Source organism: Pseudomonas sp. Pse79, from assembly GCF_024519615.1.
Lineage (GTDB): Bacteria > Pseudomonadota > Gammaproteobacteria > Pseudomonadales > Pseudomonadaceae > Aquipseudomonas > Aquipseudomonas veronii.
Window position 1 is genome coordinate 1 of record NZ_JALJRR010000004.1, and the last position, 13003, is coordinate 13003.

Genomic DNA, 13003 nt, shown 5'->3' on the forward strand with positions numbered 1-13003 from the left:
CTCCGGTTTCAAACGTAAAGGATGTCTCCGGTCTGTACCGGGGCAAGCCCCCTCCCACAAGGTTTATGCGTCAGTGGCCACCGAGGTAGGCGTTGCGCACTTCCTCGTTCACCAGCAGTTCCTTGCCGGTGCCTGTCAGGCGAATCTCGCCGTTGACCATCACATACGCCCGGTCTGACAGACGCAGCGCATGGTTGGCGTTCTGCTCCACCAGGAAGATGGTCATCCCGGTGGCCGCCAGTTCGCGCAGGGTGGAAAAGATCTGCTTCACCACAATCGGCGCCAGGCCCAGGCTCGGTTCGTCGAGCAACAACAACTTGGGCCGGCTCATCAGTGCGCGGGCGATGGCGAGCATTTGCTGCTCGCCACCGGACATGGTCATCGCCCGTTGGTTACGCCGCTCTTTGAGCCGTGGGAACAGCTCGAACATGCGCTGCATATCTTCCTGGGCGAACTTGTCGCCGATGGGGATGGTGCCCATCAGCAGGTTTTCCTCGACGGTCATGTCGGGGAACACCCGCCGCCCTTCCGGCGACTGCGCAATGCCGTTGGACGCGATGTAGTGGGACGACTTGTGGGTGATGTCGACGCCGTTGTAGAGGATCTGCCCCGACTCCGCCCGTGGCTGGCCGAAGATCGACATCAGCAGCGTGGATTTACCCGCGCCGTTGGAGCCGATCAGGCTGACCGTTTCGCCTTCGTTGATGTGCAGCGAGACTTTCTTCAGCGCCTGGATCGGGCCGTAGAACACGTCCAGGTCCTTCATTTCGAGGATAGGCCCGTTCATACAAGCTCCTCTTCATCCGCGCCCAGGTAGGCCGCGATCACTTTCGGATCGTTGCGGATCGCGTCCGGCCCGCCCTCGGCGATCACGTTGCCGTGGTCCAGCACCACGATGTGGTCGGAAATACTCATCACCATGCCCATGTCGTGTTCGATCAGCACCACTGTGAGGTCGTGTTCGTCGCGCAGCAGGCGAATCATCGCGCTGAGGGCTTCGGTTTCCTGGGGGTTGAGGCCCGCTGCCGGTTCGTCGAGACAGATGATCTGCGGCCGGGTACACATGGCGCGGGCGATTTCCAGGCGGCGCTGCTGGCCGTAGGAAAGCTCGCCGGCCAGGCGGTTGGCGCAGTCCACCAGGTCGACCACTTCCAGCCAGTAGAAGGCGTGGTCGAGGGCGTCGCTTTCAGCCTTGCGGTAGCCCTTGGTGTTGAGGATGCCCGCGAGCAGGTTGCGGTTGACCCACATGTGCTGGGCGACCAGCAGGTTTTCCAGCACCGACATTTCCTTGAACAGGCGAATGTTCTGGAAGGTCCGCGCCAGGCCGGCGCGGTTCACCAGGTGGGTGCCGCCGAACATCTTGTAGTACACGCGGCTGAAGAAGCTTTTCGGCGACACGAAGTCGATGGCCTCGAAGCGCTCGCCGAGCAGTTGGATCACGTTGGTCTGCTTGCCGCGCACGTTGAGTTCGATCTTGCCGCCACTGGCTTTGTAGAAGCCGGTAAGGCAGTTGAACACCGTGGTCTTGCCGGCGCCGTTGGGGCCGATCAGGGCGAAGATCGAGTTGCGTTCGACCTTGAGGCTCACGTCGCTCAAGGCCTTGATGCCACCGAAGTGCATCATCAGATGTTCCACGGACAGGATGACTTCCTTGCTCATGGCGCCACTCCTTTACGTGGGGTCACACCGGTACGGCTGATCCGGATCAGGCCGCGTGGCCGCCAGATCATCATCACCACCATCAACACGCCAAACAGCAGCACGCGGTACTCAGAGAAGCTGCGCAGCAGTTCCGGCGCGACGGTCAACACGAACGCCGCGATCACCACGCCCACCGTCGAGCCCATGCCGCCCAACACCACGATGGCCAGGATCAGCGCCGACTCGAAGAAGGTGAACGACGACGGGTTGACGAAGCCTTGGTAACTGGCGAAGAACACCCCGGCCAGACCGGCCGTGGAGGCGCCGATGGTGAACGCCGAGAGCTTGACCAGCACGTGGTTCAGGCCCATGGAGCGACAGGCGATTTCATCTTCGCGCAAGGCTTCCCAGGCGCGGCCGACCGGCATGCGGGTCAGGCGATGCTTGATGTACAGCACGGCCAGCACCACCAGGAACAGCACGATGTAGATGAACATGAACTTGATGTTGGGGTTGTAATCGAGGCCGAAGAACTCATGGAACGGAATCCCGCCGTCCTTCGCTTTGCGCCCGAATTCCAGGCCGAGGAAGGTCGGCGAAGGCACCGGCATGCCGTTTGGCCCGCCGGTGAACGACAGCCAGTTGTTCAGCACCAGGCGGATGATTTCACCAAACCCCAGGGTCACGATCGCCAGGTAGTCGCCGTGCATGCGCAACACCGGGAAGCCGAGTATGCACCCCGCCAGCGCCGCCGCGATGGCCGCCAGCGGCAGCACCGTCCAGAAACCCAGGCCGAGGTATTGATACCCCAGCGCGAGGCCGTAGGCACCGATGGCGTAGAACGCCACGTAACCCAGGTCGAGCAAGCCGGCCAGGCCGACCACGATGTTCAGGCCCAGGCCGAGCAGTACGTAGATCAGCCCGAGGATCACCACGGTGAGCAGGTACTTGTTGGCGAAGATCGGGAACACGATGGCGATCACGATCAGCGCCGGGATGATCCAGCGCAGCCGCGACTTGTAGTCCGGCGCCAGCACATGGACGCCCGAACCGCTGCTCTCGAAGCCCTGCAGAATCTTCACGCCCTTGGGCGTTTGCAGGAACAGGCTGAGGGCAAAGCGGCCTGCCATCACGATGGCGACCAGGATCGCCACGCGCGCAGGTTGCAGGTTGAAGCTGTAGCCGTCGAGCACCACGCCGACGATCGGACCGAACACGATCAACGCAATCAGCCCGGCGAGGATCGTATCGACCACACTTTTTTTGATATCAATCGATTTGGCAGCAGACATGTTTATACCTTAGCCACGAGTGGGCGACCAAGCAGGCCCTGGGGACGGAAAATCAGAATCACCACCAACAGGGAGAAACTGAACACGTCTTTGTAGTCAGAGTTGATCAACCCCGAGAACAGCGACTCCGAAATACCGAGGATGATCCCGCCCAGCATCGCCCCAGGCAGGGAACCGATGCCGCCGAGTACCGCCGCGGTGAAGGCCTTGATGCCGATGATGAAGCCGGCGTAGAAGTCGAACGTGCCGTAGTTGAGGGTGATCAACACGCCGGCCAGGGCCGCCATGGCGGCACCGATGACAAACACGTAGGAAATCACGCGGTCGGTGTTGATGCCGAGGATCGAGGCCATCTTGCGGTCTTGCTGGGTAGCGCGGCACATGCGGCCGAGCTTGGTGTACTTGATGATGTAGGTCAGCAAGGCCATGCCGGCGAAGGCAGCGACCAGGATGAAGACCTTGGTGTACGTCAACTGGACGAAACCGCTGCCGATATCGACGCGCCAGGCGCCGGCCAGCAGGGTCGGAATGCCTTGTTGCTTGGCGCCCTGGGCGATCTGTGCGTAGTTCTGCAGGATCAGGGAGATACCGATGGCGCTGATCAGCGGTGCCAGTCGGGTGGAGTTGCGCAGCGGTTTGTAGGCGACCCGTTCGATGACCCAACCGTAAACGCCGGTGACCACCACGGTGAAGATCAGGGTGCCGAGAATGAGCAGCGGGAAGGATTCGATGCCGAAATAAGCCAGCAGTGCCAGACTGATCGCCGCGAGGTAAGCGGAAATCATATAAACCTCGCCATGGGCGAAGTTGATCATGCCAATGATGCCATAGACCATTGTGTAGCCGATGGCGATCAGGCCATAGACCGACCCGAGGGTCAGGCCGTTGACCAGTTGCTGCAGGAAAATACCATCCATAACGCAATCTCACGCGGTGAGCACCTGCACACCGGTAGGTGTGCGGCGCTTCTGGAGGAAAAGACAGATCTCAATAACAACCCAGTCCCCCTGTGGGAGGGGGCTTGCCCCCGATTGCGGAGGGTCAGCTATACATCGGGTGGCTGTACACCGTCATCGGGGGCAAGCCCCCTCCCACATTAGGTCTGTGGTACTCAGCCTTACTTCTGCTTTTCCAGCTGGTGGTATTTGCCGTCTTTGTCCCACTGGTAAACCACGTAGTCGGAGACTTTCAGGTCGCCCTTGGCATCCCAGGCTTTTTCACCCATCACGGTTTTTACCGGGTGAGCCTTGAGCCACTTGGCGGCGTCTTCACCCTTGTTGGACTTGGCACCGTTGAAGCCAGCAGCCAGGGCCTGGACCGACGCGTAGGCATACAGGGTGTAGCCTTCTGGCTCGGTGCCGTTTTTACGGAACTCTTCAACCACTGCCTTGCTGTCCGGCAGCAGGCGCGGGTCAGCGCCGAAGGTCATGTACACGCCGTCCACGTACTGCGCACCGCCAGCGGTCGCGACCAGTTCGTCGGTCACGATGCCGTCGTCGGACATGAATTTCACGTCCTTGAGGCCTGCTTCACGAATCTGGCGAACCAGCGGACCGGCTTCCGGGTGCAGGCCGCCGAAGTACACGACATCGGCGCCCAGGGAGCGGATTTTGGTGACCAGGGCGCTGAAATCTTTCTCGCCCCGGGTCAGGCCTTCTTCCAGCACCGGTTTCACGCCGCGCTTGGTCAACTGGGCAGCGGTGGCGTCGGCCAGGCCTTTGCCGTAGGTGTCCTTGTCGTTGATGACCGCGACTTTCTTGCCCTTGAGCACGTCGACGATGTAGTCGCCGGCCACGATGCCTTGCTGGTCGTCACGCCCGCACATACGGAACATGGCGCCCAGGCCGCGTTCGGTGACCTGCGGGTTGGTCGAGCCTGGGGTGATGGCGATGATGCCGGCTTCGTCGTAGACCTCGGACGCCGGGATGGTGTTGGACGAGCAGAAGTGCCCGACCACGCCGATCACTTTGTCCTGGTCGGCCAGGCGGTTGGCCACGGCCACGGCCTGCTTGGGTTCACAGGCATCGTCACCGGCGACCAGCTTGATCTGCTCACCGTTGATGCCGCCAGCCTTGTTGATGACATCGGCTGCCGCCTGGGCGCCCTTCATGTACTGCTCACCGAAAGCGGCGTTGGCGCCCGTCATCGGCCCCGCTACGCCAATCTTCACATCAGCTTGAACAAACGTAGAAACACCCAGCGCCGCTGCAACGGCGAGGGCCAGAAAACCTTTCTTGTAAAACGTCTGGGACATGAGTGGTGCTCCGAGGTTTTTGTTTATTGGCACTAAGTATTCACTGCAAACCTTCAACCAAAACTTTCACTGAAAGCCCAGAGCAAGCCGCGTGCCATTACGTTTTTATTCTTCAAAAAGACACGGTGTCATTGTTATTGCAGGTGTTTCGGCTCCGTTCGTCGGGACGTGCAACCCTCTAACTTCAATAGGTGCAACCCATGGATCAAAAAAGTACAACCTTCATGGGTCGCACCTGCAACCAGACCGTCAAACGACACTTCCTACAGCTGTAACAATGCACGTAACGGAACTGCACATTTACAGTGCGTGATTGCTACAACTTGCACCAATACAGATTAGTCGTCGGCGAAGAACGTGCCGGCTTCTGAAGGCTATTTCGCTGATCAGATCACGATCCGCAAGCATTGGCCGGCGTGATACAGCGAGAATCCGGCTTCATACAGGCAACTGCGCAGGCCCACCCCGGCCAGCGGTTGCATCGGCGCGAACGGAATCGGCAGGGCCTGGGGATTCTGGTGACACAAGTAGTCGGCAAAGGCCTTGCCGACCACGCTGCCGGTGGTCACGCCGCGGCCGTTGTAGCCGGTCACGGCCACCAGGCCGGGCGCGGGTTCGAACAAGCGCATCAAGTGGTCCGGGGTGAACGCGATGCAGCCGGTCCAGGTGCATTCCCACTGCACCGATTTGAGGTACGGGAAGTAGTGCTGCTGCACCCGATCGGCCCACGCCTTGAGAAACCACGTCGGTTTCTGGTTGCCGTTGCCCAGACTGCCGAGCAACAGGCGGCCATCGGCGTCGCGGCGGATGCTGCTGAGCACCTGGCGCGTGTCCCACGAACCCTGGCCACCGGGAAGGATTCGCTGGGCCGCGTCGTCGGTCAGCGGCGCGGAGGCGACCTGGTAGTAATAGCCTGGGAAGAAATTGCGCCGCAGTTCGGTCCATTCGCCTTCGGTGTAGGCATTCGAGGCGATCACCACTTGTGCAGCCTGCACCGCACCGTTCGCGGTCTGCACCGACCACTCCGCACCTTGGCGTTCCAGGCGCGCAACCGGGGAATGATCGAAAAGCTGCCCGCCCAACCCCACGGCCGCATTGGCCAGGCCGCTGGTGTAGGCCATCGGGTTCAAGGTGCCGGCACGTCTATCCAGCAGTGCGGCAGAGATCTTTTGAGTGCCGGTGGCTTGTTCGCAGGCTGAACCGGTGAGCAGTTCGACCGGCGCGCCGCGGCGCTTCCATTGTTCTTCACGACTGCGCAAATCCGCCTCGCCCCGGGCGTTGTGCGCCATGTGCAAAGTGCCCTCGCGGCGCAATTGGCAATCGATGTTGTATTTGTCGACCAGGCTGAACACCAGCGACGGCGCCGCGCCCAGCATGCGGTTGAGCTGGCTGCCCACCGCCTCGCCGAAACCGGCTTCGATCTCGTCCGGCGGAATCCACAAGCCGGCGTTGACCAGCCCGACATTGCGCCCCGAGCCGCCATGGCCGGTGCGATGGGCTTCCAGCACGGCGACAGTCTTGCCTTGTTCCAGCAAGTGAATGGCCGCCGACAAACCGGTAATCCCGGCGCCGATCACGCACACATCCACCTTCACTTCGCCCTTGAGCGCAGCGCGATCCGGCCGGCCAGGGGTGAGTTGTTCCCACAAACATGTTTCGCGTAGTGCCATTGCCAGACTCCGATGAGACCTAACAAACATCTATTCCGAACTGCATATAGCTCAACTGTGGGAGGGGGCTTGCTCCCGATGGCAGTGGATCAGTTGGACATCTGTTGACTGACACACCGCCATCGGGGGCAAGCCCCCTCCCACATTTTGACTGCACTTCGACTTAAGGTAATCAGTCGAAGGTAATGCCCTGGGCCAGCGGCAGTTCCAGCGAGTAGTTCACGGTATTGGTCTGGCGACGCATGTACCCGCGCCACGCATCCGAGCCCGACTCACGCCCGCCGCCCGTCTCTTTCTCACCGCCAAACGCGCCGCCGATTTCCGCGCCGCTCGGGCCGATGTTGACGTTGGCAATGCCGCAGTCGCTGCCGACCGCCGACATGAACTGCTCGGCTTCGCGCACATCGGTGGTGAAGATGCATGACGACAGGCCTTGCGGCACGGCGTTGTTCAGGCGCAGGGCTTCGGCGAAGTCGCTGTAGCCGACCACGTACAGGATCGGTGCGAAGGTCTCAGTGCAGACCACGTCGCTTTGCTCCGGCATTTCCACAATCGCCGGCGACACGTAGTAGGCATTCGGGAATTTGTCTTCCAGCTGACGCTTGCCGCCGAACACCTTGCCGCCTTCGCTCAGGGCCTGCTCCAGCGCATCCTGCATCGCGTCGAAGCCGTGCTTGTCGATCAGCGGGCCGATCAGGTTGCCTTCCAGCGGGTGGCCGATGCGTACCTTGGAATAGGCGGCCTTGAGGCGCTTGACGATTTCTTCCTTGACCGACTCATGGGCGATCAGCCGGCGCAGCGTGGTGCAACGCTGCCCGGCGGTGCCGACGGCGCTGAACAGGATGGCGCGCACCGCCATGTCCAGGTCGGCGCTTGGGCCGAGGATCATCGCGTTGTTGCCGCCCAGCTCGAGGATGCTGCGGGCAAAGCGCGCGGCGACTTTCGGCGCCACTTCACGGCCCATGCGCGTACTGCCGGTGGCGCTGATCAGCGCGACACGCGGGTCATCCACCAACGCGGCACCGGCATCGCGGCCACCGATGATCACCTGGCTCAGGTATTGCGGCGCATCGTTGAATTTTTTCAGCACGCGCTCGAACAGCGCCTGGCAGGCCAGGGCGGTGAGCGGGGTCTTTTCCGACGGCTTCCAGATCACGGCGTTGCCGCACACCAGGGCCAGGGTGGTGTTCCACGCCCACACGGCCACCGGGAAGTTGAACGCGCTGATCACACCGACCACGCCCAGCGGGTGCCAGGTTTCACGCATGTGGTGGCCCGGGCGCTCGGAGGCGATGGTCAAGCCATACAACTGGCGCGACAGGCCGACGGCAAAGTCGCAAATGTCGATCATTTCCTGCACTTCACCCAGGCCTTCCTGAGTGATCTTGCCAGCTTCCCAGGAGACCAACTCGCCCAGGTCGGCCTTGTATTCGCGCAACACGTCGCCGAACTGGCGCACCAACTCGCCGCGACGCGGTGCCGGCACCTTGCGCCAGGCCTCGAATGCATGCTCGGCGCGACTGACCTGTTGCTCCACCTCGGCGGCGCCTTCCCAGTTCACACTGCCGATACGGCTGCCATCGATCGGCGAATGCACGGGTTGTTTCCCCGCTTGGTACAGCGCCGGGTTTACCCCGAGACGATCAAGCAATGCAGCAACCATGGGTCACTCCTTCAATCTATACAGAAAAAATTGCGCCGCGGCCCACACGGCGATCCAGGGCTTATTTGTAGCTGGCCCAAGACTTGCCAACAAACGACGATTAGGCGAGATATCATTCCGTTTATTCATGCAAAGCATAAAAAGAGGCATGCCGTGCTGAACAAAAGACATTTGCCCTCGATCACTGCCCTGCAGTGTTTCGAAGCCGCCACCCGCCACCTGAGCTTCACCCGCGCCGCCGAGGAGCTGAACCTCACGCAAAGCGCGGTGAGCAAACAGGTGGCGCAACTGGAAGAACTGCTGCAGCACCTGCTGTTTCGCCGGGTACGCCGACGCTTGCAGATGACCCCGGCGGGCGATTTGTATTTGGTGGAAGTGCGCAAAATCCTCACCCAGGTGGAGATGTCCACCCATTACCTGCGCTCCTACGGTGGCGAGACCGAAGTATTACGCGTGTCTACGCCCTACACCTTCGGCGCACGCTGGCTGGTGCCGCGCCTCAAGGGCTGGCGCTTGCGTCATCCGCAAATCCACCTGGACCTGTGCAACGAACAGGAACCGGACGAGCTGCTGCAAGGCAAGGCCGACATGGCGTTCTACTTCGGCCAAGGCTCACGCCCCGGCACAGAGAGCCTGAAACTGTTCAGTGAAGAACTGATCCCGGTGTGCGCCCCGGAAAGCCTGCCCGCGCAGCCGTTCACCGACCCCACGCAACTGAGCAACCTGGTCCTGCTGCAAAACGCCTCGCGCCCCCAGGGCTGGCATGACTGGTTCGCCGACCAGGGGTTTCACACCGAGCACAGCTATCACGGGCCGCGTTTCGACACGTTCTATATGTGCATTCGGGCGGCGCAGGTGGGCTGTGGCGTGGCGTTGCTACCGCGCTTCCTGGTGGAGGAGGAACTGGCCGATGGCAAGCTGGTGATCCCTTGGCAGCATGCAATGCCGAGCCAGGATGCGTATTACCTGGCGTACCCCGAGCATTCGGCGGAGGTGCCCAAGGTGCGGGAGTTTGTGAAGTGGATGATGGAGCAGGTTATTTAGTGCCTGGAATACCGCTATCGGGAGCAAGCTCCCTCCCACATTTGAAATGCATTCCAACCTGTGGGAGGGGCGGTGCGACGATTCGACTTGCCCCCGATAGGGCCAGTGGCCTCACTGAAAAAATCACTGGCAAAACCCCACAGGTCTATGCGCCACTAGCCCCCTTCCTTTCTTGTGCGTAAAGGCCGGCGCCCATCGCCGTCCTGTCTGGAGATTCCCGTTATGAGCGAGAGTGTGTTTGCCGATCGCATCGTGCAGAACCTGCTCGACACCGACTTCTACAAGCTGACCATGATGCAGGCGGTGCTGCACAACTACCCCAATGTGGAAGTTGAATGGGAGTTTCGTTGCCGCAACAGTGAAGACCTGCGCCCATACCTGGCGGAGATCCGTTACCAGTTCGAGCGCCTCGCCGAGTTGAGCCTGAGCGCGGACCAACTGAGCTTTCTGGAGCGCATCAGCTTCATGAAGCCGGATTTTTTGCGCTTTCTCGGCTTGTTCCGCTTCAACCTGCGCTATGTCCACACCGGCATCGAAAACGGCGAGCTGTTTATCCGCCTGCGCGGGCCGTGGCTGCATGTGATCCTGTTTGAAGTGCCGATGCTCGCCATCATCAGCGAAGTGCGCAACCGCTACCGCTACCAGACCGTGGTCCTCGAACAGGCCCGCGAGCAGTTGTACCGCAAGTTCGACTGGCTGATCGCAAACGCCAGCAGCGACGAGCTCGCCGAGCTGCAGGTGGCGGACTTCGGCACTCGCCGACGCTTCTCCTACCGCGTGCAGGAAGAAGTGGTGAGCGTGCTCAAGCACGACTTCCCCGGCCGGTTTGTCGGCACCAGCAACGTCCACCTGGCTCGCGAGTTCGATATGAAACCGCTGGGCACCATGGCCCATGAATGGATCATGGCCCACCAGCAACTCGGCCCGCGCCTGATCGACAGCCAGATCGCCGCCCTCGACTGCTGGGTCCGCGAATACCGCGGCCTGCTGGGTATCGCCCTGACCGATTGCATCACCACCGACGCCTTCCTCAGCGACTTCGACTTGTACTTCGCCAAGCTGTTCGACGGCCTGCGCCACGACTCCGGTGACCCGGTGCTGTGGGCGGAAAAAGCCATCGCCCACTATCACAAGCTGGGCATCGAGCCGATGAGCAAGACCCTGGTGTTCTCCGACAGCCTGTCGCTGCCCAAGGCCCTGGAGATATTCCGGGCGCTGCGTGGTCGGATCAATGTGAGCTTTGGCATCGGCACCAACCTGACCTGCGATATTCCAGGTGTGGAACCGATGAGCATTGTGCTTAAAATGACGGCCTGCAATGGCCAGCCCGTCGCGAAGATCTCCGATGAAGCGGGCAAGACCCACTGCACGGACCCGAATTTCGTCGCCTATTTGCGACACGTTTTCAAAGTACCTGCCCTTTCCAGCAAGGAGTGAATCATGCAAGCCGTACAGCGTGAGATTGCGCAGCAGCTCAAGGTTCAAGCGCCGTTCAAAGACCAGGCCGCCCTTGAGGCCGAAATCGCCCGGCGCGTGACCTTTATCCAGGACTGCCTGCGCAATTCAGGGCTCAAGACATTGGTGTTGGGCATCAGCGGTGGCGTCGACTCCCTGACCGCAGGCCTGCTCGCCCAACGCGCCATGCAGGAGCTGCGCTCCAGCACCGGCGACGAGGCCTATCGTTTTATCGCGGTGCGCCTGCCCTACGAAACCCAGTTCGATGAAATCGACGCCCAGGCCGCGGTGGACTTTATCGAGCCGGATGAGCGCCACACCGTAAACATCGGCCCAGCGGTGAAATCCCTGGCCAATGAAGTGGCGGCATTTGAAGGCAAGGCGGCGGTGTCCCGCGATTTCGTGCTGGGCAACACCAAGGCGCGCATGCGGATGGTCGCGCAGTACACCATCGCCGGCGCGGCCAGCGGCCTGGTGATCGGCACCGACCATGCGGCGGAAGCGGTGATGGGCTTTTTCACCAAGTTCGGTGATGGCGCCTGCGATCTGGCACCGTTGAGCGGGCTGGTGAAGAACCAGGTGCGATCGATTGCGCGGCACTTCGGTGCACCGGAGTCGCTGGTGGAGAAAATCCCGACCGCCGACCTGGAAGACCTCTCGCCGGGCAAGCCGGACGAGGCGTCACATGGCGTGACCTATGCCGAAATCGATGCGTTCCTGCACGGCGAGCCGGTGCGGGAAGAAGCGTTCAGGATCATTTGCGAGACGTATCGCAAGACCGAGCACAAGCGGGTCATGCCGTTTGCGCCGTGAGGTGAACCAGATAGTGTTGTGTTGATTGTGAGGTAGCCATCGGGGGCAAGCCCCCTCCCACAGTTGACCGAGTTCCCATATGAGAATGCGGTCGAATGTGGGAGGGGGCTTGCCCCCGATGAACGATAACGCGGTCTTACTTGACGACCACAGTGCCTTTCATCATCGAGATGTGGCCTGGGAACGAGCAGAAGAACGCATAGTCAGTGCCCGCTTTCAGCTTGGACACATCAAAGGTCACCGCGTCTTTCTCGCCAGCGCCAATGACTTTGGTGTGGGCGATGATGCGCTCGTCGCCGTCTTTCAGGTAGTTCTTGTCGAGGCCGGCAGCCATGCCATCGGTCGCGACCGGTTGCATGTCGGCTGCGCTGGTCAGCACCCAGTTATGGCCCATGACGTTTTTCGGCAAGCTGCCGGAGTGAGTCAACTCGACGGTGAACGTCTTGCAGCTCTTGTCGATCACGATTTCCTTGGTGTTGTAGGACATCTGGTCGGTAGAGTCGACGGTGACCTTGCACTCTGCAGCAAGCAACTGGCCACTTGCCAGAGTCAGCAGGGAAACAGCAACGAGTTTGGCAAACATGTGATTCTCCAAGGCAGGGTTTAAACAACGCATAGTGCGACAAGGGTGCCCGAGGCGGGCAGAAAGTCTTATGACCTGAATCAACAAATTGTATACAACTTTAGGCTATCAGACTTATCGATACAATCAACCAGCCAAAGTGCCACGCCCCGCCTATGATCGGTCCATCACCCACTGGAGTCCGGACCATGCACCTCAATCATCTGTTCAGCGGTCTGTTGGCCGCATACGCCTGCGGTAAGTGAAGGCCAAGCGCGCCGCTAAGCTGCTACCATAGCGACCCAAGGCAGCTGCGCGCCGCCCACCCTCACCTTCGACCCTAGAGGATCGCCCATGGCCAAACCTAATTACTCCTTCGCCAAACGTCAAAGAGACTTGGCCAAGGAACAGAAGAAAGAGGAAAAGCTGCAACGCAAGAAAGCCGCTGCAGACGAAGAGACCGGCGCACTGAACCCGGATGCGGAAGGCGAAGTGGCAACCGACGACACCGAGACACCGAAAGACCCGGCCGAGTAAGCATCACTGTAGGAGCGAGCGTGCTCGCGAAGTGCGTTAACGATAACGCGGGGTGCCTGGTTCAACGCGGCG

12 protein-coding genes are annotated in these 13003 nt (G+C 60.9%); 4 read left to right on the forward strand and 8 right to left on the reverse strand.

Features of this window, described 5'->3' with window-relative positions; genetic code table 11:
* Window positions 1-70: 70 nt before the first annotated feature.
* The 7 genes from NR164_RS07100 to NR164_RS07130 all read right to left on the reverse strand — a co-directional run bounded on the left by NR164_RS07100 (window position 71) and on the right by NR164_RS07130 (window position 8520).
* Window positions 71-787 carry an ABC transporter ATP-binding protein gene (locus NR164_RS07100; RefSeq protein ID WP_017849723.1) on the reverse strand — a complete coding sequence of 239 codons (717 nt, stop codon included), beginning with the start codon at window positions 785-787 and terminating at the stop codon, window positions 71-73.
* Window positions 784-1659 carry an ABC transporter ATP-binding protein gene (locus NR164_RS07105; RefSeq protein WP_102618784.1) on the reverse strand — a complete coding sequence of 292 codons (876 nt, stop codon included), beginning with the start codon at window positions 1657-1659 and terminating at the stop codon, window positions 784-786. Before NR164_RS07105 ends, NR164_RS07100 begins: the two co-directional genes overlap by 4 nt.
* Entirely contained in the window at window positions 1656-2933 is a 1278-nt protein-coding gene (livM, locus tag NR164_RS07110; protein WP_017849725.1) for a high-affinity branched-chain amino acid ABC transporter permease LivM, read from the reverse strand. The genes NR164_RS07105 and livM overlap by 4 nt, the downstream gene beginning before the upstream one ends.
* A 2-nt stretch (window positions 2934-2935) precedes the next feature.
* Window positions 2936-3850: a branched-chain amino acid ABC transporter permease gene (locus NR164_RS07115; RefSeq protein ID WP_003236186.1), complete on the reverse strand. Its 915-nt coding sequence runs from the start codon at window positions 3848-3850 to the stop codon at window positions 2936-2938.
* Window positions 3851-4050: 200 nt separating this feature from the next.
* Window positions 4051-5187, reverse strand: a complete 1137-nt coding sequence (locus NR164_RS07120) for a branched-chain amino acid ABC transporter substrate-binding protein (RefSeq protein WP_046490657.1) — start codon at window positions 5185-5187, stop codon at window positions 4051-4053.
* 386 nt (window positions 5188-5573) lie between these two features.
* Window positions 5574-6857 (reverse strand): FAD-binding oxidoreductase, encoded by a 1284-nt coding sequence (locus tag NR164_RS07125; RefSeq protein ID WP_046384886.1) that lies wholly within the window; start codon window positions 6855-6857, stop codon window positions 5574-5576.
* A 172-nt stretch (window positions 6858-7029) separates the two neighbouring features.
* Window positions 7030-8520: an aldehyde dehydrogenase family protein gene (locus tag NR164_RS07130; RefSeq protein ID WP_177033609.1), complete on the reverse strand. Its 1491-nt coding sequence runs from the start codon at window positions 8518-8520 to the stop codon at window positions 7030-7032.
* 153 nt (window positions 8521-8673) lie between these two features.
* Between NR164_RS07130 and NR164_RS07135 the strand changes: the two genes are divergently transcribed.
* The 3 genes from NR164_RS07135 to nadE all read left to right on the forward strand — a co-directional run bounded on the left by NR164_RS07135 (window position 8674) and on the right by nadE (window position 11832).
* Window positions 8674-9564 (forward strand): LysR family transcriptional regulator, encoded by an 891-nt coding sequence (locus NR164_RS07135; protein WP_057003683.1) that lies wholly within the window; start codon window positions 8674-8676, stop codon window positions 9562-9564.
* A gap of 222 nt (window positions 9565-9786) precedes the next feature.
* Window positions 9787-11001, forward strand: coding sequence for a nicotinate phosphoribosyltransferase (gene pncB, locus NR164_RS07140; protein ID WP_017849730.1), 1215 nt, complete (start codon window positions 9787-9789; stop codon window positions 10999-11001).
* 3 nt (window positions 11002-11004) lie between these two features.
* Entirely contained in the window at window positions 11005-11832 is an 828-nt protein-coding gene (gene nadE, locus NR164_RS07145; RefSeq protein WP_017849731.1) for an ammonia-dependent NAD(+) synthetase, read from the forward strand.
* A gap of 136 nt (window positions 11833-11968) precedes the next feature.
* On the opposite strand, the gene azu is transcribed toward nadE, so the two are convergent.
* Entirely contained in the window at window positions 11969-12415 is a 447-nt protein-coding gene (gene azu / locus NR164_RS07150) for an azurin (RefSeq protein WP_046384887.1), read from the reverse strand.
* A gap of 333 nt (window positions 12416-12748) precedes the next feature.
* On the opposite strand from azu, the gene NR164_RS07155 reads away from it, so the two are divergent.
* Window positions 12749-12931 (forward strand): hypothetical protein, encoded by a 183-nt coding sequence (locus tag NR164_RS07155; RefSeq protein ID WP_017849733.1) that lies wholly within the window; start codon window positions 12749-12751, stop codon window positions 12929-12931.
* Window positions 12932-13003 lie beyond the last annotated feature (72 nt).